The sequence below is a fragment of the Gilliamella mensalis genome (assembly GCF_900103085.1).
Classification (GTDB): Bacteria; Pseudomonadota; Gammaproteobacteria; order Enterobacterales; family Orbaceae; genus Gilliamella; species Gilliamella mensalis.
Genome location: NZ_FMWR01000011.1, coordinates 14,351 through 38,294, shown reverse-complemented (window position 1 = coordinate 38,294; position 23,944 = coordinate 14,351). Strand labels below are relative to the sequence as shown.

The following is a 23,944-nucleotide window of genomic DNA, read 5'->3' as shown; positions in this document are numbered from 1 at the left end:
ACAATATTATTTATGCTCCAAATTGTATAATAAGAAATAAACAGTATATAATTAAGGCATGGATGATATTGGAGTTAATATTGTGATTCTATTGATAGTAAGTGGTCGCTCCGGTTCTGGCAAATCAATTGCACTGCGAGCGCTAGAAGATATGGGATTTTATTGTGTTGATAATATTCCCGTTGTTTTATTACCTCAATTAGCCAACTCATTAAAGGACAATAATACCCCAGTTGCAATTAGTATTGATATTCGAAATTTGCCAGAAAATTTTGATTTTAATCACGATATATTTCAACGCTTACCTCAATCTGTTACACCCGAAATCATTTTCTTTGATTGCAGCCGTAACACCTTAATTCGACGCTATAGTGAAACAAGACGGATACACCCATTAACCAATCAACAATATTCTCTTGAAGAGGCGATCGATCTCGAAGAAAAATATCTAGAACCGTTAAAATCGCATGCAAGCTTAGTTATAAATACCGACAACCTTTCAGTTCATGAACTATCTGACATATTAAGATCGCGTATTTTGGGTAAAAAAGAGCGTGAATTAACCATCATTTTTGAATCATTTGGTTTTAAACATGGTCTACCGGTTGATGCCGATTTTGTCTTTGATGTTAGGTTTTTACCTAACCCACATTGGGAGGTCAGTTTGCGCCCACTAACAGGGCTAGATGAACCTGTACAAAACTATTTATTAAAGCACAACGAAGTGTCTAATTTTATCAATAAAACCGCCAATTACTTAAATCAATGGCTACCTTTGTTAGAACAAAACAATCGCAGTTACTTAACCATTGCAATTGGATGCACTGGTGGTCAACATCGTTCTGTCTTTATTGCGGAACAATTGGCTGCATTTTTTAAAGCACAAAGTAAACAAGTGCAAATTCGTCATCGTACATTAGAAAAAAGGTAATGCTTATTCTTCGACAATATTAATATTTGATATTTCTTCAATTCGTTTTTTACATTTTTCCACGATATCTTTCAATGTTATTTTATGTTTAACCGGTGCCGGTATTGGCATAACCAATTGACTAAGTTTTGTTAATTCAATATCTTCAGGTAAATTGGCAAGCTTTGTTCTTAATACATTAACCGTTTGGGGATGCGGATGACCAATCGCTATGGCCACACCATTTTTGCGTGCCAGTGTTACGGCAAAATCAAATTGCTGGCTAATAGCGTTTTCTTTTTGCTGATCATCTAGAAAGACATCACGCGTTAACACTGGAATGTTGTAATTGCGCGCGGCGTTTTTTACTTGAGTTTTACCGATTGTTTTGCTGTCCAAAAAAAACATCGAATGATGACTTAATACTTTCATAACATGTGTCATACCGGTTAAATTTGATGTCATCAAACTTCCCATATGATTATTAACGCCAATAGCATAAGGCACTCGCTCAACCGCATTGGTCACAATGCGATTCACTTCAGTTTCGCTCATAGTGGGAAATAGCGTATCTTTCTCTAAAGGCTGTTTACCTAGTGGTGCCATAGGTAAGTGAATTATCACATCATTACCATGCTCATGAGCGATAGTTGCAATATGTTTAGCGTTGGGTGAATTAGGTAAAACAGCAATAGTAATATTAGGCGAAAGCGCAATAATTTGTGCTTCATTACGCTGTCGATATCCAAAATCATCAATAACTAGTGCAAGTTTAGCCGCCCATACATAGTAGGGATTTAGCGCCAATAGGCTTATAACAACAATCATGTTTATAAAATGGCGCATTATTTCAACCACCCACTCGGATCAAGCGCCCGACCATCACGACGAATCTCAAAATATAAAGCAGGTGTATTTTGCCCACCACTTGAACCAACCAACGCAATAGGTTGTCCACGTTGAATCCTGTCATTCACCTCAACCAACATGCGTTGGTTATAACCATATAAACTCATATCTCCCTTACCATGTTCAAGCGCAACAACAAAGCCATAGCCTTGCAACCAACTTGCCAATATAACTCGACCATCGGCAATTGCTTTAACTTGAGTACCATCTTTAGCATTAATTACTAATCCCTTCCAACGTAGCTCGCCTTGAAGCGACTCACCAAATCGATGTGCAACATTACCATTAACAGGCCAACTAAACTGATGTTGTGGTTTACCAATACCACTTACACGAGCCATTAATGCCTTTTCATTAGGATTAAGAGTATAACTCATATTCTTTTGCTTTTTTTGAATATTTTTTGCTTGTCTTGCTTCTTCTTCAGCTATGCGTCGACTTTCCTTTTCTGCTTGAGCAATTTTGGCTTGTAATTTGATTTCGTTGTTACGCAAGTTCGTTAATTTTTGTTGATTAACTTGCATTGATGATTCAAGCGAGGTTATCGTTTTTTGGCGATTTTGGCGATTTTTTTCAAGACCGGCTTGTTGTTCTTGCTGTTTGCTTTGTAATGTTTTATGCGAAGCTTGCTTTTTTTGTAGCTCAATCCGCTTTTCATTCAATTGAATTTGCGTATCTTCAAGATCATGAATTTGTTGTTGTCGTGCTTGGTTAATGTAACTGTAATAAGTGATGATTCGATCATTACGCTCACTTTTTTCACCAGGAAAAATCAGCTCCAACCCTGTTGTATTGCCTAGCTTAAATGCACTTTCTAGTTGTTTTGATAACACGACTCGTTGCTGTTTTTGTTTTATCGTTAATAGATCAATTTGTGTAACCAAATGATTCATCTCTTGATTGAGCTTGCTAAGTAACAAATTATTTTTTTCAATTGATGTTAACAGTTTCGCTATTTCGGTTTCTTGCTGTTTAAGGTCATTAACTAGCCGGTTGCGTTCTTTTTTTTGCTGTGCTAGACGCTTTTCTTGTTCTTCAATAGAGTGGCGTAAGGACTGAAGCTGCTGATTGTCATCAGCATACAAAAAATTAACCTTCATTAACCCAACTAGAAAAATAATAACAATTTTTTTATAAAAAGACATGGCGTTGTATTTATGATTTATAACCAAGCAGTAATAATTGTTGCCACTATACCTACAAATAGTTAAAGATGCAAAATGAAAACCATAACCAAGTGGAGTAATTTTATTTTATGACATTTACCACTGTTTAGATTAATTGGTATTGTCGGCTCATTGCGAAGACAATAAAGAGTAACGTTCGGATATTATAAAATATCGGTGTATTTTTCCATCAAAAAAACCCAGGTAGACCATTGATTTTATTTAATTTTTTAATTAAAACCCTCATTAAAATCAATCAATTATCCCATAATGACCCATTAATTGAGTCGTTTTTTAATTATATTTTGCTAAACACATAAACCGAATTCAGTACTATATTAAACAGGGTATGATTAGGCATTTCACAAGTATTGATAAAAAGTATAATATATAGCACTATTTAAATCATCGAAATATCAATTTAACTATAAAGATAACATCATGCAAAAGTTTAATGTCAAAACCTTTCAGGGGTTAATACTTACGTTACAAGATTACTGGGCTAATCAAGGTTGTACCGTGATTCAGCCTTTAGATATGGAAGTTGGTGCGGGGACATCTCATCCCATGACCTGTTTGCACGCACTAGGTCCAGAACCGATTAATGCCGCTTATGTTCAACCATCGCGACGTCCAACCGATGGCCGCTATGGCGAAAACCCAAATAGATTACAACACTATTACCAATTTCAAGTTATCTTAAAACCTTCTCCTGATAATATTCAAGAGCTTTATTTAGGTTCGTTAAAACAGTTAGGGCTAGATCCAACAGTCAATGATATTCGTTTTGTTGAAGACAATTGGGAAAACCCAACCCTTGGTGCATGGGGGCTTGGTTGGGAAGTTTGGTTAAATGGTATGGAAGTAACCCAGTTTACTTACTTTCAACAAGTTGGTGGACTTGAATGTAAACCTGTTACCGGTGAAATCACTTATGGACTTGAACGCTTAGCAATGTATATTCAAGGAGTTGATAGCGTTTATGATTTAGTTTGGAGCGATGGTGCATTTGGTAAAACCACTTATGGCGATGTATTCCACCAAAACGAAGTTGAGCAATCCACTTATAATTTTGAATATGCGAATGTTGAATTTTTATTTTACTGTTTTGAACAACACGAAAAAGAAGCAAAATTTTTGCTTGAGTTAGAAAAACCACTTCCACTACCAGCTTATGAGCGTATTTTAAAAGCCGCCCACTGTTTTAATTTACTTGATGCACGTAAAGCGATTTCAGTGACTGAGCGACAACGTTATATTTTACGCATCAGAACATTAACCAAAATGGTGGCGGAAGCCTATTACGCATCACGTGAAGCACTTGGATTTCCTATGTGCCAAAATTCACAGTCTAACGAAAGTGCATCAAAGTAGGAATTAAAAGATTATGCAAAAAACATTTTTAGTGGAAATTGGTACCGAAGAGTTACCACCAAAATCACTCCGCACTTTAGCAGAAAGCTTTGCGGCTAATTTTATACAGCAGCTCGATAATGCCAATTTAGAGCATGGCGAGGTGCTTTGGTATGCATCTCCTCGCCGTTTAGCGTTGAAAGTCTTAAATTTGAATAACACACAACCCGATAGTAAAATTGTTAAACGCGGTCCTGCGATCAGTGCTGCATTTGATGCCAATGGAAATGCTACCAAAGCGGCTGAAGGTTGGGCGCGAGGTTGTGGTATTACAGTTGATCAAGCACAGCGTATACAAACTGATAAAGGCGAATGGCTGTCTTATACTCAAAATCAAAAAGGTCAGCCGGTTGTTAACTTATTATGTGATATGGTTAAGACGGCATTAAATAAATTACCTATCCCTAAACCAATGCGTTGGGCTGCACGGCAAGTCGAATTTATTCGCCCATGCCATACTGTCACCATGTTGTATGGTGATGAAATTGTTCCTGGTACCATTTTAGATATTGAGTCAAACCGCATTATTCGTGGTCACCGTTTTATGGGTGAACAAGAGTTTACTATCGATAATGCCGATCAGTATCCTGAAATTTTGGAGCAACGTGGTAAAGTCATTGCTGATTATGACAAGCGAAAAGCTATGATTAAGCAACAAGCTGAAAGCGAAGCGGCTAAACTTCATGGTAAGGCTGATTTAACTGACACGCTACTTGAAGAGGTCTGTTCTTTGGTTGAATGGCCAGTTGTGTTAACGGCTAAATTTGAAGAGCGATTTTTACAAGTTCCTGCTGAATCACTGGTTTATACCATGAAAGGGGATCAAAAATACTTTCCTGTTTATGATAAACAAGGCAAATTATTACCGAACTTTATTTTTGTGGCTAATATTGAGTCGAAAGATCCGCAAGTTGTGATTTCTGGTAATGAAAAAGTGGTTCGTCCACGCCTTGCTGATGCTGAATTCTTTTATCAAACCGATTTAAAACAACGTTTAGAAGATCGTTTACCTCGCCTTGAAACAGTGTTATTTCAACAACAACTTGGAACTGTTAAAGATAAAGCAATTCGCATAGCGTCGCTATCAGGCTTTATTGCCGATAAAATTGGTGCTAATGCTGAACAAGCCAAACGAGCAGGTAAATTAACAAAATGCGATTTAGTGACCAACACCGTTTTTGAATTCCCTGAAACGCAAGGTATTATGGGGCGCTATTTGGCACTTAAAGATGGCGAAAGCATAGAAGTTGCCACCGCCATTGAAGAGCAATATAAACCGCGTTTTGCTGGCGATGAATTACCAAGTACAGCGGTGTCTTGTGCGGTTGCTATCGCTGAAAAAATGGATACTTTAGCGGGTATTTTTGGTATCGGTCAGCACCCTAAAGGCGATAAAGATCCTTTTGCATTACGTCGTGCTGCAATTGGTGTTTTACGAATCATTGTTGAAAAGTCGCTACCTTTAGATCTTGTTGAATTAACCAATTATGCCGCATCGTTATATGGTGATAAACTGAATAATACAAATGTGGTTGAAGATATTGTTACTTTTATGCAAGGTCGTTTCCGCGCATGGTATCAAGAACAAGGCTTTGCCATTGATACTATTCAAGCAGTTTTAGCACTTAATCCAACAAAACCAGCTGATTTTGATGCACGCATTAAAGCGGTTACTCACTTTAGAACCTTGCCAGAAGCATCGTCATTAGCACAGGCTAATAAACGGGTGTCAAATATCTTATCTAAAGCCGAATTGACTATTCCAGAGCAGATTAATGCAGCCTTGCTAGAAGCTGGCGCTGAAGGCGAATTAGCTAAAAAATTGGCAATTTTAACCGATAAACTTGCACCTTATTTTGATGAAGGCCGTTATCAAGATGCGTTAGTTGAATTATCGTCACTAAAAGAAACGGTGAATGCGTTTTTTGATTCTGTCATGGTTATGGTTGACAATGAACAGATTAAACTTAATCGGTTAGCGCTTTTGAAAAAGCTACAAAACTTATTCTTAAAAGTCGCTGATATTTCATTATTGCAAGCTTAATTTACGAATTTAATCATTCAAAAATAATAGTGGTAACCAAATCGGTTACCACCTGTAAGGAACTTATATGGAAATGCAAACAAAACTCTCTTTTTCTGTAATTTTTGATCAGACACGCAATTTTATTCGTAAACGTATTACGCAATTTGCCCTTGTTAGTCTAGTAATAGCATTAGTTAGTGCCATAATTCATTCTAGTTTTTACGCTCCAGAAATGCTCGAACAGTTATATTTAACACAAAATCTAGATAACTATTTTTTATTTTTAATAATGACAATGTTAATAAATATCATTATAAAAGCAATGAGTATTGCAGCGATTTCTAACCTTTACGTCAGTGATAAACTTAATCTTAATTTATTACTCTCTAAGGCATTATCAAATACGTTAAAAATCATTCTTTTTTATCTTATTGTTGCTATTTCTATAGTTTTAGTCGCGTTAATGTCCTCTCTAGTCATTGTTTGCTTAAGTTATCTATTACCTAAAGCTTTAGTTTATATATTCGTTATTTTAATGCTAATTGTTCCAATCTTATTTTTAGGTATCTTTAGTAACTTCTTTTTTGGCTTACTGGTTGAGCCTAATCAAAAAAACTTTTTTGAATTACTCTCTTTAGCGCTTGATTTATCAACAAAACAGTGGAAGCCTGCTTTAATCATGATATTAATCGGTATAGCTCTTATATTTGCTTTTCTGAAAATAGGTATGCTATTTGATAATGATAATATTATATTTAACGTTATTTTTGAATTCGGTTCGATCTTTTTGAGTATCTTCTTCACTTGCTTTTTTTATCGTCTTTATTGGCTGGCAACTGGAGCTTCTAGCTCAGAATTATCATCTAAAAATAATGATGAACACAACTTGATTATTTAATCATTCACTTCCTTATCAACTAAAGTTGATAAGGATATCATTTTTCATGCATTAATTTGATTTAACTAAACGTATTGGATAATGGCGATGACTCCAGCGATTAATTTACTTAAGAAGCTAAAAATCAAATTTAACATTCATCAGTATAAGCACGATCCAAACCAAACCAACTACGGGCAAGAAGCGGTTGATAAACTAGATCCAAGTCTAAATGTTACTGCCACACAAGTATTTAAAACTTTGGTTGTAAGTTTAAATGGTAATAATAAGACATTAGCGGTCTGCGTATTGCCTGTTGATGGTTATTTAGATCTTAAAAAAGTAGCAAAAGCATTAAACTGTAAAAAAATAGATTTAGCCGATGCTAATTTAGCCCAAAAGGTAACAGGTTATTTAGTGGGAGGAATTAGTCCATTAGCTCAAAAGCAACAACTACCGACAATCATTGATTTAAGTGCAAATGAGCACACAACAATGTTCATATCGGGCGGCAGGCGGGGATTAGAAATCGAAATCGCACCTCAAGATTTAGCTAATATATTACAAGCAAAGTTAATTGAAATAACCACTTAAATTATTAACTGCATAACTTTTCATTGGAGTGGAATGCTATAAAAGAATAGAAAAACGAAAAAACAAGCAACGTCTTTATTTTTGAGCACTTGTCTTTCGTATAATGACAAGGTCACAAGATATACCCTATGACCTTAAAATAAGTTCCATCAATAAAATCGACAAAAAGAGGAAGTAACTTATTTGATTGCGTCTTTTAAGCTTTTACCTGATACGAATGCAGGAACTTTGCTTGCTTCAATCTTAATTTCTTTCCCTGTCTTAGGGTTACGACCAGTACGTGCTTTACGAGCATTAACTTTAAATGTACCAAAGCCAACTAATTGAACTGGTTCACCAGCTTTCAATGATTCAGTAATAGCCGCTAATGTCGCTTCTAATGCTGTTTTAGCAGCAACTTTAGTAATATCAGCTTTACTAGCAATAGCATCGACAAGTTCTGTTTTATTCATGGGTATATCCTTACATATTATCTTATTGTTAAAGTTAACATAAAAAAACGAGGCTAAAACTTAGCATTCTAACTTCGTTACTGTAAACGTTGTTTAGGTTACATTGTTATTAAATGTAGTCTATATTTGTCTAATGTTAAAGAAAAATTTGATAAAAATTAAAAAATTTACACTCCAAATAGCTTAACTGCTCAAAAAAACACCAATATTACTCGTTCTCTCTGACCGAATTTCATCTTTTAATCCTTTTACTAACTCATTCATATTACTATTTTCATCACGTAATAAGCGAAATATTTCCCACTGTAAATCAAATTCATCAATCACACTAGGTAAAGCTTGCTGTTCATCTTCTAAAAGATTAACATTGGTTTTGGTCATTTCAAATTCAGCAATAGTAGTTGCTGATATACTACTTACTTTAGCTGTATGCTCGGCCATTTCACCACTCAAATAAGAGTGTAAAACTTCACCTAGTGCATGACAAGCATCAATAGCCGGGTAAACCATATAAGGACTGTCATCAGTGACAATTGGAATGATGGCTTCTAATTTTTCAAGCTGTAAATCAAAATTGATTTTTACATCTTCAACTAATAATGTTTCCCAAACTAGATCTAGTATTTTTTTGTAACTTTTTGCATCTTCTTCATTTTGTTGTTGCTGACAATAAAAAACGAAATTGGGATACATGCGTTCACATAAGCAAACCATAAATAAACGCTGCTGCCATTGCGGTAACTTTTCTATTCTTAATTGAACAGGATTTTTAATCATAATGGAACCTTTTTGACTGTCGATGCACGGCTTCAATCAGATGCTGTACATGTTCTACGGGGATATCTTGGTGGATACCATGCCCTAAATTAAAAATATGTCCATTGTAAGGACCAAATTCACTAAGAACGGCCTCTACGTTGGATTCAATTATTTGCTTGCCTGCGTATAAAACGCAAGGATCTAAATTCCCTTGCACCGCAACTTGCCCTTTTTGAGTAATCTGGCTCAAATTCACAGTCCAATCCACACCTACCGCATCGCAGCTGGAGTTAATTATTCTATCAAGCCATAATCCCCCCCCTTTAGTAAATAAAGTAACAGGGATATACGAGGTTATATCTTCGCTTTTTTTACCTTGTTTTAACTGGGATAAAATAAGCTGCATATAGTCAAGCGAGAATGTTTGATAACTTTGATGACTCAATACGCCCCCCCAAGTATCAAAAATCATAATTGATTGTGCTCCAGCTTGGATTTGCGCATTTAAATATAACGCAATGCTATTGGCGAGCTTTTCAAGTAGCTGATGCAATGCTTTTGGCTCACTATAGAGCATCTTTTTGATTTTGGTAAATGCTTTGCTACTGCCTCCTTCAATCATGTAGGTGGCTAAAGTCCATGGACTGCCCGAAAAACCAATTAATGGTACTTTGCCATTGAGCTCTTTTTTCGTTAATCGAATCGCATCCATCACATATTTAAGTGATTGCTCTGGATCTGGGATAGGTAATTGTTCAATATCTGATAGGCAAGATATCGATTTTGTAAATTTAGGACCTTCACCCGACTCAAAATATAAACCTAGTCCCATGGCATCAGGAATAGTTAAAATATCAGAAAAAATAATAGCAGCATCAAGATCGAATCTTTGTAATGGTTGTAAGGTGACTTCACAAGCTAATTCTGGCGTTTGACACATCGTCATAAAATCACCGGCTTTTGCCCTTAACTGGCGATACTCAGGCAAATAACGACCAGCTTGGCGCATCATCCAAATCGGTGTGTAATCCACGGGCAAACATTGTAAAGCACGTAAATAACGATCATTTTTTAATTGGCTCATATCTTCAGCTCTTTAAATAAAGACTTTATTTTATCAAAAAGGTTTCAGGAAAACATGCATTTGAGTTATAAAAATCATCTGATGTATCAATTAGTTGTGATCCTAAACTTGCGGTTGTGATAATGTGTTTTGTGCATATTGAATCAACGTTTCAGAGATATTTTGCATTACAATACTTTCCGGAGCAAATCGATGCCAATATAGCATACGCCTTTGATATAACCCTTCTGTTAAATTAATCAACTCACCGCTTTTTAATTCTTGTTCAACTTGTAATTTTGGCAACATACAGCAAGCTGAACCTTGTTTAGCCAATTGTACAAAAGCCTCGGAAGAACTGGTAATATGACAAACTACACTACCAGGGGTAAGGTTAAAATTTTCCTGCAAAAAGGCCTGATGCATATCATCTAAATGGTCGAATGCAACAGCAGGAGCTTTTAACAAAGAGGATCGTGTTACACCATTTGGGAAATACTTTTTAGCAAAATCTGGTGAAGCCACGAAAATATAATCTAATGCACCTAACAAATCGGATAGACAGCCAGGTAAAGGATTGGGTTGAATACTTATTGCAGCAACCACTGTACCTAATCGGAGGAGTTCTAGCGTATGTTCTTCATCTTTGACTTGTATATCAAAACGTAAGATATTTTTATCTAAGACTGGTTTTAACGCAGGTAACAGCCAAGTAGCTAAAGAATCAGCATTAATCGCAATAGATAATGACAGTGGCGTTGTACTTTGTTCACTATCTCCCAGCCATTGTTGTTCTAATAATTCAACTTGGTGCAATAATCCTAACAGATGCTCGCCTTGCTTAGTAGCTTTAGGTGGAATGGTTCTAACCAATAACTGCTGACCAAAAAAGCTCTCTAACTGCTTAATGCGTTGTGATACTGCAGGTTGTGTAATACACAGTTTATCTGCTGCTCGTTCAAATCCTCGTTCTTTTATCACTGCATCTAATGCTTGTAATGCTCTATAATCTGGACGCTTCATAATCTCTTTACTAATGATTTGATCATTGCTCGAATATTCAAACTACTTTAATATTGCAATAAGTTATAAACATACCAAAAGATGATATATTTTCTTAAAATCCTAATGATTTTTGCTTTCCAATTGGGTACTATGCCATATCTTCAATGATTTTGCTTTCAAAATTTTATTTTTTTAACAAAAATTATCCTCAAATTAGGGTGATATCATGACACAAGACGAACTAAAAAAAACCGTAGGCTGGTCAGCTTTAAAATTTATAAAACCGGATTCTTATGTTGGCGTAGGAACCGGCTCAACGGCATCGCATTTTATTGATGCATTAGCCACAATAAAAGATCAGATCAAAGGTACGGTATCAAGTTCAGAAGCATCAACTCAAAAATTAAAAAGCTATGATATTCCAGTATTAGATTGTAACCAAGTCGATAGCTTAGATGTCTATGTTGATGGTGCTGATGAAATAAATCACCATTTACAAATGATTAAAGGCGGTGGTGCGGCTTTAACTCGTGAAAAAATTGTTTCTGCTATTGCTAAGCAATTTATTTGTATTGTTGATGAATCAAAAGTTGTTGATGTATTAGGGAATTTTCCGTTACCTATTGAAGTGATCCCTATGGCACGTTCTTATGTTGCTCGCGAATTATTTAAACTCGGTGGCAAACCAATATATCGTCAAGGCGTAGTTACTGATAATGGTAATGTTATTTTGGATGTTCATGATCTTGTCATTGACAAACCAGTCGAATTAGAAAATCGAATTAACAGTATTGCAGGTGTGGTAACAGTTGGGTTATTCGCCAATAAAGGCGCTGATATTGCGCTTGTCGGATGTAGCACTGGTGTAAAAGAGCTTAGATAACATTATCATTTATTATAGCAAATTTATAACGTTATATCGCAATAAGAACCAATTTTTATGCTTAAGGAAAAAAAGAGGAAATAATGGTTATTCAGAGTTTAACCAAAGATGAAAACAAATTTTTGTTACTTGAGGGCGTTCATCCGAGCGCATTAGATGTATTAAAATCCGCAGGCTTTACCAATATTGAATATCATAAAAGCGCATTATCCCCTGAAGAGCTTAAACAAGCCCTGAAAGATGTCCGTTTTATTGGGATCCGCTCAAGAACGCAATTAACTAAAGACATCATCAATGCAGCACCAAAACTTGCAGGGATTGGTTGCTTTTGTATAGGAACCAATCAAGTTGATTTGAATGCCGCAACGGTGAAAGGCATCCCTGTTTTTAATGCGCCATTTTCTAATACGCGATCTGTTGCTGAACTAGTGCTAGCTGAGGCAATTTTATTATTGCGCCGAGTGCCCGAAGCGAATGCTAAAGCACATCAAGGTAAATGGAATAAGATTGCCACAGGTTCACACGAAGCACGAGGTAAAAATTTAGGTATCATTGGTTATGGACATATTGGTAGCCAATTAAGTATTTTAGCTGAATCATTAGGCATGAATGTTTATTTTTACGATATTGAAACAAAGCTGCCTTTAGGTAATGCTAAGCAAATTTCAACAATGAAAGAGTTATTGGCTATAAGCGACATTGTCACCATGCATGTGCCGGAAAACGCAACTACCATAAAGATGATCAGCGATAAAGAAATCGATGCTATGAAATCAGGTTCAATTTTGATTAATGCGTCGCGCGGTAGAGTCATCGATATTGATGCATTAACTAAAGCGCTAAATACTCATAAACTGAGCGGTGCAGCTATTGATGTTTTCCCAACTGAACCGGCTAGTAATAACGACCCGTTTGAATCACCATTGTGCCAATTTGATAACGTGATTATTACACCACACATTGGCGGTTCAACTAGCGAAGCTCAAGAAAACATTGGTATTGAAGTTGCCACAAAACTAGCAAAATACTCAGACACGGGTGCAACGCTTTCAGCGGTTAATTTTCCAGAAGCCTCTTTACCAATTCCAGCTAAAGGTGCAAGCCGTTTTATCAATATTCACCATAACCAACCTGGTGTACTAACCGCTATCAATACCTTATTTGCCGAGCAAGGTCTGAATATTTCAGCCCAGTATTTACAAACCGATCCTAAAATTGGTTATGTTGTTATTGATATTGATAGAGTTGAACAAGGTAAAGCTGAAGAGTTGTTAGTGCAACTGAAAAACGTTCCAGGAACGATCCGAGCAAGGTTGTTATTTTAGCTTTTGACAAAATAAAAAATATACCACTTATTATTTGGTAAGTGGCATATTTGATTCGACGCCACATTGGCATAGCAACCCATTTTACCATCCCAAACACAATATTTAATTATTATAAAAATACTATATGTAATTAATCTTTTTAGAATATTAGCAATATCACTAAAATTATTGGATAACTTATCAGATTAATGCTTAACAATGTCCGCGAACGTCACGCCTGAGACTTAGATACACATATATCGCTTTTGTAGTAAAGTGATTGGGAACTCGATAGCCAAAAATATTGCCGGCTTGATAAGCCACATAGACATATACCATTTTTTAGAGGATAAGGAGAATTTATAGGAGAAAATGTATTATCCCCTCTTTTTAGCTATTACACAGTTTAAATATTTAATAAAAAACAGTTAAATTTTCAAGAAATAATGAAATTATTGCCTAGAAATTTTTTAACAGAATTTACTTATATTTACTTTCCGCTCGTCTTCACTTTAATCACGTTAATGCCTCTTTGAGTGAGCGCATCATAATATCTATCATCTAAATTATCATCAGTGATAATCGTATCCACAGCACTTAAATCACAAACAACATTGGGGCTACGGCGACCAAATTTTGAGGAGTCAACTAACAAAATTAACTTAGCAGCAGCTTTACTCATGGCTACACTGCCATGATAACTTTCGTTAAAAGTTGTTACGCCACCTACCAAATCTACCCCATCAGCACCCATAAACAACTTATCGAAAGTATAAGATTCAAACGCTGCGATGGCTAAAGCATTATTACTATGAAAAGAGGCAGATTTTCGACGAAACGTTCCCCCCGTTAAAATAATCGTTTGATCATTATCATTAGCAACCAGCTCATTGACCATATGCAAACTATTGGTCATAATCGTTAAATTATTAAACCTTGCTAACATGGGGATCATTTGTGCCACCGTACTTCCTGCATCAAAAATGATAGAGTCACCCTCATGAATTAATTTAGCTGCCTCTTGTGCTATGGCCTTTTTTTGTGCAGTATTAATGTAGGTTTTGTGATCGATTGCTCTATCGCCAACCTCTCGATTTAGCATTGCCCCGCCGTATGTCCGCAAAACTAAACCACTTTCATGCAGTTGGGTGAGATCTTTACGAATGGTTGTCCCTGTTGTTTTAAAATGCTCGGCCAACTCTTCTACACTGATTTGCCCATTTTTTTGTAGATATTCCAGAATCGCTGTTTGTCGTTGCTTCACTTTCACAATAAAATCCCATCACCATTATCGACGCACATCATAACTAAAATCACTTTAAAATATATTATTTCATAATAAAAGTGAATATTTTTCAAAATAAAAGTTAATTATTTTTTATTTGTGGCTAATGCTACAGTCAATGCACTTTGACTTACAGGATCATTTGGGAAAATATTTTCAGGGATAATATCAGTGATAGGTAAGCCATGTAATTGAATAATTGGTTTTGGTAAAGCAAATATAGTAATACCCTTCATTAATACGGAATCAATAACGACTTGGTGTTCATCTAATGAAATAGCAATTAATACCCTTGGTCTCAATCGCTTTGTTTGGCTACGACCAACCCCTAAATAAGCCCCTTTTTTCATCGTTAAAAAAGCTTGATTAAAACGACGAATCTGAAACCAACTAAATATGATTTGAATACACCAAGCAATAAGTGCGATAACAATTAAAGAGGTGGTCATATTCATATAGGCACTCCATGTTAAGTTTAATAAGATTAAAAGTGCGAAAATTTTGTAAAAAATTTTCGCATTCTATGTGTTATCTAGAACATCACTTGTCCACCAGTAATGTTGATTGATTGCCCTGTACAATAAGAGGCTTTATCACTTGCATAAAATAACAATACATTAAGTACATCTTGGTAATCGCAACCGCGCTTGAGTGGCACTTTATCAATATAGACTTGTTCAACTTGACTTTCTGGGATACCTAGTTTTTTTGCATATTGAGGTAATAATGATTGAAACATGGGGGATTTAAGCAAATTACCAAGCATCAACGAGTTAACAGTAATACCATGATCGGCAAGATCTAAAGCTAAAGATTGTGTTAACCCGACCCCACCAAATTTGGCTGCACTGTATCCTGAATTATGTTTACTGCCGACTTTACCTGATTTTGAGTTAATTTGAATAATGCGACCTTGCGTATTGTATTTGATCATTAATTTAGCAAACTCACGTGCACATAAAAAATAACCGGTGAGATTAACATTGACTGATAACTGAAAATCATGCAATGCAAAATGGGTAATTGGTGCTGCTTTTGCAACGCCTGCGCTATACACCATTAAATCAACACGCTTAAACACACTATCAACATCTTGCGCTAATTGCTGCACACTTTCTTCATTTGTAGCATCAACACAAAATCCTTTTGCCGTCCCCGCACCATGTTTTTGATTAATTGCTTGAGCGACTTTATTGGCATTGTCCCTATTCAAATCAGCAACAACAACATGATAGCCCGCATCAGCAATACCATTACATAAGAACTCACCTAGGGTTTGTCCCCCACCAATAATGACTGCAACTTGTTTCATTTTTATATTCCTCATCGATTTAAAATTTTAATTTCATCACCAACAGAAAGCTGAATTGGGCATTGCCCCTCTAGGTGAACGGTTCCAGGTAGCTCTGCCTCACAGTTACCATCAAACTTTAATGTGATGTGCCCTAATTCACGAAAATTAGCATTAGCAACTTCGCCAACTGAAGTGATGAGATAACTTTGAGTACCTAATTGAAATAGTTGTCCTACTTGTAGTTCTAGCTGAAAATCATCATGGCTATGAACAAAACAGTAATCAGCTAAGTCTGATGGCGCACCATCCTTAAATAGGATTAACATGCCATCGGCTAAAGCCTCTTGGGCAAACTCTCCAATATAATTAATTTGTGATTGATAGATAGTCTTTGACATCATTTACCCCTTTTACATATTTATAGCGATTTCAGGCTCCTGTTCCTGACAAATAAGATGTGATTAAGGCAAAACTTCTTTACTACATCATTCCAATTTTTATTTTCAATAGTGATTACTGATAAATAAAGAACGACACAGCCCAAGCAATTAATACTGTTGGCGCACCAGTTAAAAAGCGACTAACAAGCACGGAAGGAACACCGACACGTACGGTATCTTGTTTCGCTTCCGCAAGCGATAAACCAACCGGGATAAAATCACAGGCCGCTTGAGCATTAATCGCAAAAAGTGCAGGTAATGCTAATTGAGGTGGAATATTACCAAGCCCAATTTGCACCCCAACTAGCGTACCTATCACTTGCGCAATAACCGCACCAGGCCCTAAAAATGGTGAAAGTAATGGGAAAGAGCAGATTAAAGCTAAAATGACAAGCCCAATTGGGTTATTTGCTAGCGGAACTAAGCCATGAGCGATAAAGTTACCCAAGCCTGATGCAATAATGATTCCAATAATTGCAGATACAAACGCCATAAAAGGAAGTATTGTTTTAAGTACTGTATCAACAGTATCACGACCAGCTTGGAAGAAAACGGCAACCCCGGATCCCATACCAATACCAATTTTTGCTAGTAATCCATCGCTTTGTTCAGTAATTTTTTTACTGCTATCATAATCTTTAAATTCAGACGATTTATTATTTGTTGGTAGTTCTTTGACTACTGATGGACTTTCGCTTACTAAATCACCTTCTTTTTCTATCAATTTGATATTATTTGTTTTTACTGCTGAAACATAGATATCCTCAACGATATATTGAGCAAGTGGACCTGATTTACCCGTTGCGTGAATATTGATAGTTGGAACACGATTTTTAGGATAGATACCACAACGTAACGTGCCGCCACAGTCAATCACAGCCACACCAATTTCATCTTTAGGTGGCTCACCTTCTTTAAAGCCATCAATTGCCTCCCATCCTGTTAACTCGACTAATGTGTCAACTATTGCTGGTTTTGTTCCTGCAGCGATATAAACAATCTTCTTACCTTCAATCACTGGAAGCTCTAATGGCCCACCCCACCCAGCTTCACCTTTTTCAATCCGAATAAATTTAGCCATATTGATATTCCTTCTGATTATTTATAAATGAACTTTTCTTTCTAATTTAATACCCATTTTTCTTTCAAAAATGGCGGTACAAAAGTCAGTAATCCAACCTCTAAAAAAGTTTGTCACTAAACCAACAAGAAAATAGCTCACAGCAAGGGGACCGAGTGGCAGACCTAATTTAGTTAAACCGGCTGCAATACCTAAATAAACAAATAGTTCACCGGGATTAACATGTGGAAATAATCCATTCATTGAATGGCAACTATAAGAAGATGCAGCGTAGTAGCTTGGCTTATAAAATTCTGGCATAAAACGACCTAGGCTTAATGTCATTGGATTACAAAAAACAAAAGTGCCTATTAATGGCAATAAAAGATATCGAGAGATAGGATTGCCGGCGCATGCTTGAGCTAAACGCTCGATACGTTCTTGCCCAATAAATTTAATTACCGCATTCATTACAACAAGCAGTGAAATTAATAATGGTAAAATTCCCGTTACCATTCCAACAAATACTTTACCTCCTTCTTGGAATAAACCAATAAACCATTCAGCTCCAAATGAAATAGCATCAATCATATTTCCTCCTATTTTCGTTAAATTTCGAGCAGATGATATCAACTAAGAAAGGTGAAAACTTTTAACGCGATCACAATTTGAAATATTTTCTTTTATTTTGAAAGAAAATATTTCAAACAGATAAAAATAAGAAAAAAAATGAAAAAAAGAATCATAGGTTACTAAAATAGCAATGATAGTAAAAAATTAACTTTTTTTATTGGACATTAACATTAAGTTGGCGTAATTTTGTCAATACGGGTATTTATTATTCAATTTAAAGGAGAATATATCATGGCTAAAAGTACGACTTCTGCTAAAAAGTTACAACAAGCAGCGATTTTGTTTCCAACTGATTTAGGTCAACAGGCATCAAAAGATATTTCAGGAGCAATGAATTCTGTTTTAGCAGATGTATTTGCTTTATATTTGAAAACCAAAAACTTCCATTGGCATGTTAGTGGTCCCCACTTCCGTGATTACCATTTGATGTTAGATGATCATGGTGATGAGCTATTTGCAATGACAGATCCAATTGCTGAACGTGTCCGTAAATTAGGTGGCACAACATTACGTTCAATCGGCCATATCGCTAAATTACAAAGCATTTCTGATAATGATGCTGATTTTGTTGAACCATCAGATATGCTTGCTGAACTATGCCAAGATAATGTAAGACTAACAGAACGTATGCGTGTAGCACATGACATCTGTGATAAATATAACGATACTGCTACTGCAAGCTTAATCGAAGAGTGGATAGATCAAACTGAGCAGCGTGCATGGTTCTTATTTGAAGCCGGCCGAAAAGTCGACTCATCAGGACATTAATAAATAATTATTAATGACAATAATAAGAGGCATAACAACGCCTCTTATTAAAATTATGTGGAGATTTAAGATGAGTAAAAAAATTGCTGTATTAGTTGGGAGTTTACGTAAAGACTCTTATAACTTAAAAGTAGCAAAAGTTTTTCAGAAAATTGCACCACCATCACTTTCGTTACAAATTATCCAAATTGGGGATTTACCTTTATATAATGAAGATATTGATACTGATATCCCTCCTGCCTCTTATACTCGTTTTCGTCAAGAAGTAGCAGAATGTCAAGGTGCTATTTTTGTAACGCCTGAATATAATCGTGGCTTGCCGGCGGTTATCAAAAATGCAATAGATGTGGGCTCTCGCCCTTATGGTAAAAGTATTTGGTCAAAAAAACCGGCTGCAATTATTTCAGTTTCACCAGGTGCGATTGGTGGATTTGGTGCCAATCATCAATTACGTCAATCTTTAGTGTTCCTTGATATGCCAACATTGCAACAACCAGAAGCTTATTTTGGCGGTGTAAGTACTGCCTTTGATGAACAAGGTAATATTACTGAAAAAAGTAAAGAATTTTTATCATTATTTATTAATACTTATGCAACTTGGGTTGAAAAATTCAGTTAATTGATATAAATTTTGCTATTCGCAGCCAAGCTTTTTTGGCTGTTTGATTTATTGATAAGTCTATTTAAATTCCTCAGTAATGATATTATCTATTCCGAAAAGTGAGCAAGAGCTATTAAATCGTGCACAGTTAGTTGCTGGATACTCTTTTGGTGAAATAGCACAATACTTAAACATCACTATACCCGCTAACTTAAACAAACAAAAAGGTTGGGTAGGTAACCTTATTGAAACGTTTTTAGGTGCAAATGCAGGTAGTAAAGCTGAGCAAGATTTTGCTAATCTTGGTATAGAGCTAAAAACGATTCCTGTTGATAAGCAGGGTAAACCATTAGAAACCACCTTTGTCAGTGTCACGCCATTAATGGCTAATCATGGTGTTATTTGGGAAACAAGCCATGTTAAATACAAGCTTGCCAAAGTACTTTGGATCCCAATAGAGGGAGAAAGAACAATTCCACTTTCACATCGAAAAGTGGGGAAACCTATTTTATGGACACCAACCCAAGAACAAGAACAACAGCTAAAACAAGACTGGGAAGAGTTAATGGATATGATAGCACTGGGGCATGTTGAAAAAATTACGGCTCGATATGGTACCTATCTACAAATTAGACCTAAAGCAGCCAATGGGCAATCTTTAACTGAAGCAATTGGTGAAAATGGTCAAATTATTTTAACCCGCCCTAGAGGATTTTATTTAAAAAAAACGTTTACCAAGCAAATTCTAAATACGGCTTTAAAATGCTAATTACTTTTGTATCGCTTGTTAATAATGAATTTGTTAATATCAAACTTCTAATACTATAACTTTCTATGTCTTCCAGCCTATTTGAAGATAAATCAAATAATATCAAGCATTAAAATTTTCGAATTCCGTTGATAATTATAAAGTTGCTTCTTTTTAATCGGCAAATCATCTACTTCTGCTGGATTAAATCCTTTTTCCCTAAACCAATGAATGCTACGTGTAGTAAGAACAAATATTTTCTCTAATCCTAACTGGGTTGCTTTTTCAGTTAACTTTTCAATTAATAAGTTCCCCCGAGAAGAGCTACGATAGTCTGAGTGAATAGCTACACAGGCCATTTCGCCCATTTTTTCTTCAAGGTAAGGGTACAGTGCGGCACAACCTATTGTCATGTTATCACGTTCAATAATGGTAAATTTATCAATCTCCATTTCTAATTGTTCACGAGATCGTTTAACCAATACACCTTGTTCCTCAAGTGGACGGATGAGTTCTAAAATTCCACCAATATCGTTAATCGTTGCCGAACGAACCTGCTCAGAATGTTCCATCGCAACTTGTGTTCCAATGCCATCGCGCGAAAATAATTCTTGTAAAATCGAACCATCAATCAGATAACTTACTAAATGGCTTCGTCTAACTCCACTTCGACATGCTTTCGATGCTGCGCGTAAGAACCGTGCTTCACTGGATAAATGTTTGCCTTGCTGTTCTTTTTGATTAACATAATTATCTGCATCAACTGGATAAAGGTCAGTAATAACACGACCTTGCTCATCTAAAACCCCTTGTTCTGCACAAAAGCTGATTAATTTATCCGCCTTTAAGCGAATGGCAACTTCAGCTGCGACATCCTCAGATGCTAAATTAAAACTCTCTCCAGTAACCGAAACGCCAACTGGTCCTAATAACACAATAGAGCCACGATCTAGCTGTTCTGCGATCACCTCGTTATTGATTCGTCGGATTTTACCTGTATGACAATAATCAACACCATCATCTACACCCAATGGTTGTGCAATCACAAAATTACCACTGACAACACTGATATGTGCACCTTGTAATGGGGTATTATTTAAGCTCATAGATAAACTTGCGGTAATATTAAGTTGTAATGATCCGGTAACTTGTTTAATGATGTCTAGCGTCATTGCATCAGTGATGCGCGTATTTTTATGATATTTCGGCACTATATGATGATTTTTTAAATATTCATCGATCTGATTACGAGCACCATTGACAATAACAAGTTTAATACCAAGACTATAGAGTAAACCAATATCACTGATAATACTTGAATAATTATTACTTCTTAACACTGCACCTGTGAGCAAAATTACAAATGTCTTTCCATGATGAGCATTAATATAAGGTACTGAATGTCTTAATCCATCAACTAATTCAGTTGTACGTTCTTGCATTTTTACAACCACCTTAAAATGAATATTTATTCAAATTAAATGTAATTTTATTTATTTTTAATTTAATAGCAAGCTATATTTTAAGGTTCTATCAACAATCTAAATATTCACTATTTATAAAAGATAAAATTGAAAATCGATAAGTATCTGATTGAAAAACGACCAATTAACCCAGCATTAAATGGTTAATTAAAAAGATTAAGTTAAAATTTTAAAAACCGTTAGTATGAAAAAAAGCATGCCATATTGGCATGCCCCATAACATTAAACTTTAGATCAATAAAATTATATTTTTGTTAAATCAATGACCTTCTTAAAGCGATAAAAAACAATTGATCCAAGTAATACACTTGATACTGCAATAAAAAAGTCTATTAAGATAGCATAACTGACATTGATCATAGCTAATTTTGGCACGATAAGCGGAATGACAACAAACGATAGTCCACTAAATGTATACATACAACCTACAGCAAGACCTTTACGAGTAGGGAACATTTGTTGCATTACAACCAACGTCAACTGTAACACGCCACCAGCAGCAGTAAATCCCATGCCAATTGCAGCGATAACACACATCTGTGGTGAAATATTGAAATAAAAAATAATTAATACTAGGGCTGACAAAGCAGGCAGAATAATAATACAAAATATAGGTTTTAAAAGACGCTTAACAACAAAAGCCGTAACAAATACTGAGATAATCGATGCTGTACTGTAATAGCTGATCAGTTGTTTGGCATCGATATCGCTCATATTAACACCTTTAATAGCGATAGTTGGTAACCACTGTAAAATAATGACAAACGTTGCTGTTGTAGTAAATCCCATGATAATCAGTAAAATACCTTCAAATTCAAATCGAGGATTACCTGTAAAATAGTTTCCTGAGCCTTTACAACCTTTAATTATTGTATCTTTATGTGGGAATTGTTGAGGTAATAATAATAAGCTATTAATCACTAAATAAGCAGTAAAACCGAAAAATGCCCAACCATACCATATATTGTTGATATCAAAAAAAGTAACAATGAAAGGTAGAACTAGCGTTCCGATGGAAATAAAGGCTTTTATAAGAACACTCGCAGATCCTGCAGATCCAGGAAAGCATTCAGTCAAGGCAGGCATAGAGCCTGTATCTAAAAAAGAATTACCTGCTCCCACGGCAATGGCTAGACAAAAAGCCACATGAATATTAGTACAACAACTCATCCCTATAAAGAAGATTGCGTAACAGATCATTCCTAGATAAATAAATAACTTTCTACCAAATTTATCTGATAGCAGCCCACCGACGAACATTAAAAATATTTTGCCAATTCCTATGCCCGATGCAACATAACCAAGCCCAACTATATCAGTATTTAGCTGCTTTGAAAGCCCTTGAGAAAATTGCATAATCACAATCAGCGCAATACTTTGAATAATATAGTTTGCATAAATAGATCCAACAATTCCATAAGAATTGATCTTTCGATTATCCATTTGTCATACTCCATATGTAAAACATAAAAATTTAGTTCTATTCAATATACATGTACCAATATTAAGCAGAAAGAATGAGTCTAGATTTATTACTTAACTTTTATCTTCTTTAATCCTAAAAAATAGCAAAAATATGATATAAAATTAAAGTTATATAGAATTTTTATTACTATCTATTCCAATAAAAATACCACTTTTTAAGTGGTATCTGTTATAAAAGGTTAAATTAACTTCCAAGCATTTCAAGCATTTTTGCTAGGATCAAGCTTTCATCTTGATCAACATTCACCATATGGTGCGAAGCATCATGATATAAAGGTAGTCTTTCAGCTAACACCTTTTCTATTTCATCAGCAATAGATAGGCCCGTTAACGAGGGTCTTTGAGCAACATTCGGATCTTTCATTAAACGAGCAGCTAGCGTTGCCGCTGGCGCAGATAAAAAGATAACCGTGCCATTTTGTTTCATAAAATCGCGGTTATGCTCAGCTAATACCATGCCTCCACCAGTGGCAATGACACGATTGGGTTTAGTTGTATCAACAAGCACTTGGCTTTCTCTTGCTCTAAATCCTTCCCAACCTTCTTTTTCAACAATTTCAGCCACTGTTTTTTGAGTAGTTTCAAGCAAATGGCTGTCGGTATCAATAAAAGAAAACGATAGCTTATTCGCTAACATTTTTCCCATTGTTGTTTTACCTGCCGCCCTTGCACCAACTAAAAAAATTGTTTTATTCATATCGGGTTCTATCTTTTCAGATTTACAGAATATATTAACCATGCTAGTGATTCACTCTTATTTTTGCAACATATTTTTTACATAT

At 35.6% G+C, this 23,944-nt stretch carries 25 protein-coding genes; 10 read left to right on the top strand and 15 right to left on the bottom strand.

The window, feature by feature from the left end; all coding sequences use genetic code 11:
- Positions 1-82 precede the first annotated feature (82 nt).
- Positions 83-931, top strand: a complete 849-nt coding sequence (gene rapZ / locus BQ5209_RS06275; RefSeq protein WP_085247732.1) for an RNase adapter RapZ — start codon at positions 83-85, stop codon at positions 929-931.
- A gap of 3 nt (positions 932-934) precedes the next feature.
- On the opposite strand, the gene BQ5209_RS06270 is transcribed toward rapZ, so the two are convergent.
- Both BQ5209_RS06270 and envC read right to left on the bottom strand, forming a co-directional pair.
- Positions 935-1,756 (bottom strand): divergent polysaccharide deacetylase family protein, encoded by an 822-nt coding sequence (locus BQ5209_RS06270; RefSeq protein WP_085247691.1) that lies wholly within the window; start codon positions 1,754-1,756, stop codon positions 935-937.
- Positions 1,756-2,919 (bottom strand): murein hydrolase activator EnvC, encoded by a 1,164-nt coding sequence (gene envC / locus BQ5209_RS06265; protein WP_167370320.1) that lies wholly within the window; start codon positions 2,917-2,919, stop codon positions 1,756-1,758. The genes BQ5209_RS06270 and envC overlap by 1 nt, the downstream gene beginning before the upstream one ends.
- A gap of 507 nt (positions 2,920-3,426) precedes the next feature.
- Here envC and glyQ point away from each other — a divergent pair.
- The 4 genes from glyQ (at position 3,427) to ybaK (ending at position 7,895) form a co-directional block, all read left to right on the top strand.
- Entirely contained in the window at positions 3,427-4,359 is a 933-nt protein-coding gene (glyQ, locus tag BQ5209_RS06260) for a glycine--tRNA ligase subunit alpha (protein ID WP_085247689.1), read from the top strand.
- Between the two features lie 10 nt (positions 4,360-4,369).
- A complete protein-coding gene (gene glyS / locus BQ5209_RS06255) occupies positions 4,370-6,442 on the top strand; it encodes a glycine--tRNA ligase subunit beta (RefSeq protein ID WP_085247688.1) in 2,073 nt (690 codons plus the stop codon).
- Positions 6,443-6,509: 67 nt separating this feature from the next.
- Positions 6,510-7,322, top strand: a complete 813-nt coding sequence (locus BQ5209_RS06250; protein ID WP_085247687.1) for a hypothetical protein — start codon at positions 6,510-6,512, stop codon at positions 7,320-7,322.
- A gap of 87 nt (positions 7,323-7,409) precedes the next feature.
- Positions 7,410-7,895: a Cys-tRNA(Pro) deacylase gene (ybaK, locus tag BQ5209_RS06245; RefSeq protein ID WP_085247686.1), complete on the top strand. Its 486-nt coding sequence runs from the start codon at positions 7,410-7,412 to the stop codon at positions 7,893-7,895.
- 179 nt (positions 7,896-8,074) lie between these two features.
- Here ybaK and BQ5209_RS06240 read toward each other — a convergent pair whose 3' ends face one another.
- From BQ5209_RS06240 to BQ5209_RS06225, 4 genes are all read right to left on the bottom strand, one after another.
- Complete coding sequence (locus tag BQ5209_RS06240) at positions 8,075-8,347, bottom strand: HU family DNA-binding protein (RefSeq protein WP_085247685.1); 273 nt, start codon at positions 8,345-8,347, stop codon at positions 8,075-8,077.
- Positions 8,348-8,530: 183 nt separating this feature from the next.
- Entirely contained in the window at positions 8,531-9,124 is a 594-nt protein-coding gene (locus BQ5209_RS06235; RefSeq protein WP_085247684.1) for a YjaG family protein, read from the bottom strand.
- The gene (gene hemE / locus BQ5209_RS06230) at positions 9,117-10,190 is read right to left on the bottom strand and encodes a uroporphyrinogen decarboxylase (RefSeq protein WP_085247683.1); all 1,074 of its coding nucleotides are present in this window, start codon (positions 10,188-10,190) and stop codon (positions 9,117-9,119) included. Before hemE ends, BQ5209_RS06235 begins: the two co-directional genes overlap by 8 nt.
- A 102-nt stretch (positions 10,191-10,292) precedes the next feature.
- Complete coding sequence (locus BQ5209_RS06225) at positions 10,293-11,192, bottom strand: LysR family transcriptional regulator ArgP (protein WP_085247682.1); 900 nt, start codon at positions 11,190-11,192, stop codon at positions 10,293-10,295.
- A 208-nt stretch (positions 11,193-11,400) separates the two neighbouring features.
- Here BQ5209_RS06225 and rpiA point away from each other — a divergent pair, with 208 nt between their 5' ends.
- Entirely contained in the window at positions 11,401-12,057 is a 657-nt protein-coding gene (gene rpiA, locus BQ5209_RS06220) for a ribose-5-phosphate isomerase RpiA (protein WP_085247681.1), read from the top strand.
- A gap of 83 nt (positions 12,058-12,140) precedes the next feature.
- Positions 12,141-13,382: a phosphoglycerate dehydrogenase gene (serA, locus tag BQ5209_RS06215; RefSeq protein ID WP_085247680.1), complete on the top strand. Its 1,242-nt coding sequence runs from the start codon at positions 12,141-12,143 to the stop codon at positions 13,380-13,382.
- 472 nt (positions 13,383-13,854) lie between these two features.
- Here serA and srlR read toward each other — a convergent pair whose 3' ends face one another.
- The 6 genes from srlR to srlA form a co-directional block, all read right to left on the bottom strand.
- Positions 13,855-14,634: a glucitol operon DNA-binding transcriptional repressor SrlR gene (gene srlR / locus BQ5209_RS06210; protein ID WP_085247679.1), complete on the bottom strand. Its 780-nt coding sequence runs from the start codon at positions 14,632-14,634 to the stop codon at positions 13,855-13,857.
- A 101-nt stretch (positions 14,635-14,735) separates the two neighbouring features.
- Positions 14,736-15,104: a transcriptional regulator GutM gene (locus tag BQ5209_RS06205; protein ID WP_085247678.1), complete on the bottom strand. Its 369-nt coding sequence runs from the start codon at positions 15,102-15,104 to the stop codon at positions 14,736-14,738.
- 77 nt (positions 15,105-15,181) lie between these two features.
- Positions 15,182-15,961: a sorbitol-6-phosphate dehydrogenase gene (srlD, locus tag BQ5209_RS06200; protein WP_085247677.1), complete on the bottom strand. Its 780-nt coding sequence runs from the start codon at positions 15,959-15,961 to the stop codon at positions 15,182-15,184.
- 11 nt (positions 15,962-15,972) lie between these two features.
- On the bottom strand, positions 15,973-16,341 hold the full coding sequence (locus tag BQ5209_RS06195) for a PTS glucitol/sorbitol transporter subunit IIA (RefSeq protein ID WP_085247676.1): 369 nt from the start codon (positions 16,339-16,341) through the stop codon (positions 15,973-15,975).
- 115 nt (positions 16,342-16,456) lie between these two features.
- On the bottom strand, positions 16,457-17,464 hold the full coding sequence (gene srlE, locus BQ5209_RS06190; RefSeq protein WP_085247675.1) for a PTS glucitol/sorbitol transporter subunit IIB: 1,008 nt from the start codon (positions 17,462-17,464) through the stop codon (positions 16,457-16,459).
- Between the two features lie 21 nt (positions 17,465-17,485).
- Entirely contained in the window at positions 17,486-18,034 is a 549-nt protein-coding gene (gene srlA / locus BQ5209_RS06185; protein WP_085247674.1) for a PTS glucitol/sorbitol transporter subunit IIC, read from the bottom strand.
- A gap of 273 nt (positions 18,035-18,307) precedes the next feature.
- On the opposite strand from srlA, the gene BQ5209_RS06180 reads away from it, so the two are divergent.
- The 3 genes from BQ5209_RS06180 (at position 18,308) to mutH (ending at position 20,214) form a co-directional block, all read left to right on the top strand.
- On the top strand, positions 18,308-18,844 hold the full coding sequence (locus BQ5209_RS06180; protein ID WP_085247673.1) for a Dps family protein: 537 nt from the start codon (positions 18,308-18,310) through the stop codon (positions 18,842-18,844).
- 70 nt (positions 18,845-18,914) lie between these two features.
- Positions 18,915-19,463, top strand: coding sequence for an NADPH-dependent FMN reductase (locus tag BQ5209_RS06175; RefSeq protein ID WP_085247672.1), 549 nt, complete (start codon positions 18,915-18,917; stop codon positions 19,461-19,463).
- A gap of 79 nt (positions 19,464-19,542) precedes the next feature.
- A complete protein-coding gene (gene mutH / locus BQ5209_RS06170; RefSeq protein WP_085247671.1) occupies positions 19,543-20,214 on the top strand; it encodes a DNA mismatch repair endonuclease MutH in 672 nt (223 codons plus the stop codon).
- A gap of 92 nt (positions 20,215-20,306) precedes the next feature.
- Here mutH and argA read toward each other — a convergent pair whose 3' ends face one another.
- The 3 genes from argA to aroL form a co-directional block, all read right to left on the bottom strand.
- Entirely contained in the window at positions 20,307-21,635 is a 1,329-nt protein-coding gene (gene argA / locus BQ5209_RS06165) for an amino-acid N-acetyltransferase (RefSeq protein ID WP_085247670.1), read from the bottom strand.
- A gap of 285 nt (positions 21,636-21,920) precedes the next feature.
- Positions 21,921-23,120, bottom strand: coding sequence for an MFS transporter (locus BQ5209_RS06160; RefSeq protein ID WP_085247669.1), 1,200 nt, complete (start codon positions 23,118-23,120; stop codon positions 21,921-21,923).
- 226 nt (positions 23,121-23,346) lie between these two features.
- Complete coding sequence (aroL, locus tag BQ5209_RS06155) at positions 23,347-23,859, bottom strand: shikimate kinase AroL (RefSeq protein WP_085247668.1); 513 nt, start codon at positions 23,857-23,859, stop codon at positions 23,347-23,349.
- Between the last annotated feature and the right edge of the window lie 85 nt (positions 23,860-23,944).

What these genes read in the sequence shown, in the direction of transcription:
- BQ5209_RS06160 (WP_085247669.1), bottom strand. Translation starts at nt 23,120, where the DNA reads ATGGATAATCGAAAGATCAATTCTTATGGAATTGTTGGATCTATTTAT.
- mutH (WP_085247671.1), top strand. Translation starts at nt 19,543, where the DNA reads ATGATATTATCTATTCCGAAAAGTGAGCAAGAGCTATTAAATCGTGCA.
- BQ5209_RS06270 (WP_085247691.1), bottom strand. Translation starts at nt 1,756, where the DNA reads ATGCGCCATTTTATAAACATGATTGTTGTTATAAGCCTATTGGCGCTA.
- BQ5209_RS06180 (WP_085247673.1), top strand. Translation starts at nt 18,308, where the DNA reads ATGGCTAAAAGTACGACTTCTGCTAAAAAGTTACAACAAGCAGCGATT.
- srlA (WP_085247674.1), bottom strand. Translation starts at nt 18,034, where the DNA reads ATGATTGATGCTATTTCATTTGGAGCTGAATGGTTTATTGGTTTATTC.
- BQ5209_RS06250 (WP_085247687.1), top strand. Translation starts at nt 6,510, where the DNA reads ATGGAAATGCAAACAAAACTCTCTTTTTCTGTAATTTTTGATCAGACA.
- rpiA (WP_085247681.1), top strand. Translation starts at nt 11,401, where the DNA reads ATGACACAAGACGAACTAAAAAAAACCGTAGGCTGGTCAGCTTTAAAA.
- BQ5209_RS06205 (WP_085247678.1), bottom strand. Translation starts at nt 15,104, where the DNA reads ATGAATATGACCACCTCTTTAATTGTTATCGCACTTATTGCTTGGTGT.
- BQ5209_RS06235 (WP_085247684.1), bottom strand. Translation starts at nt 9,124, where the DNA reads ATGATTAAAAATCCTGTTCAATTAAGAATAGAAAAGTTACCGCAATGG.
- BQ5209_RS06195 (WP_085247676.1), bottom strand. Translation starts at nt 16,341, where the DNA reads ATGTCAAAGACTATCTATCAATCACAAATTAATTATATTGGAGAGTTT.
- BQ5209_RS06240 (WP_085247685.1), bottom strand. Translation starts at nt 8,347, where the DNA reads ATGAATAAAACAGAACTTGTCGATGCTATTGCTAGTAAAGCTGATATT.
- hemE (WP_085247683.1), bottom strand. Translation starts at nt 10,190, where the DNA reads ATGAGCCAATTAAAAAATGATCGTTATTTACGTGCTTTACAATGTTTG.
- BQ5209_RS06225 (WP_085247682.1), bottom strand. Translation starts at nt 11,192, where the DNA reads ATGAAGCGTCCAGATTATAGAGCATTACAAGCATTAGATGCAGTGATA.
- argA (WP_085247670.1), bottom strand. Translation starts at nt 21,635, where the DNA reads ATGCAAGAACGTACAACTGAATTAGTTGATGGATTAAGACATTCAGTA.
- BQ5209_RS06175 (WP_085247672.1), top strand. Translation starts at nt 18,915, where the DNA reads ATGAGTAAAAAAATTGCTGTATTAGTTGGGAGTTTACGTAAAGACTCT.
- aroL (WP_085247668.1), bottom strand. Translation starts at nt 23,859, where the DNA reads ATGAATAAAACAATTTTTTTAGTTGGTGCAAGGGCGGCAGGTAAAACA.
- srlE (WP_085247675.1), bottom strand. Translation starts at nt 17,464, where the DNA reads ATGGCTAAATTTATTCGGATTGAAAAAGGTGAAGCTGGGTGGGGTGGG.
- serA (WP_085247680.1), top strand. Translation starts at nt 12,141, where the DNA reads ATGGTTATTCAGAGTTTAACCAAAGATGAAAACAAATTTTTGTTACTT.
- glyQ (WP_085247689.1), top strand. Translation starts at nt 3,427, where the DNA reads ATGCAAAAGTTTAATGTCAAAACCTTTCAGGGGTTAATACTTACGTTA.
- ybaK (WP_085247686.1), top strand. Translation starts at nt 7,410, where the DNA reads ATGACTCCAGCGATTAATTTACTTAAGAAGCTAAAAATCAAATTTAAC.
- srlD (WP_085247677.1), bottom strand. Translation starts at nt 15,961, where the DNA reads ATGAAACAAGTTGCAGTCATTATTGGTGGGGGACAAACCCTAGGTGAG.
- envC (WP_167370320.1), bottom strand. Translation starts at nt 2,919, where the DNA reads ATGAAGGTTAATTTTTTGTATGCTGATGACAATCAGCAGCTTCAGTCC.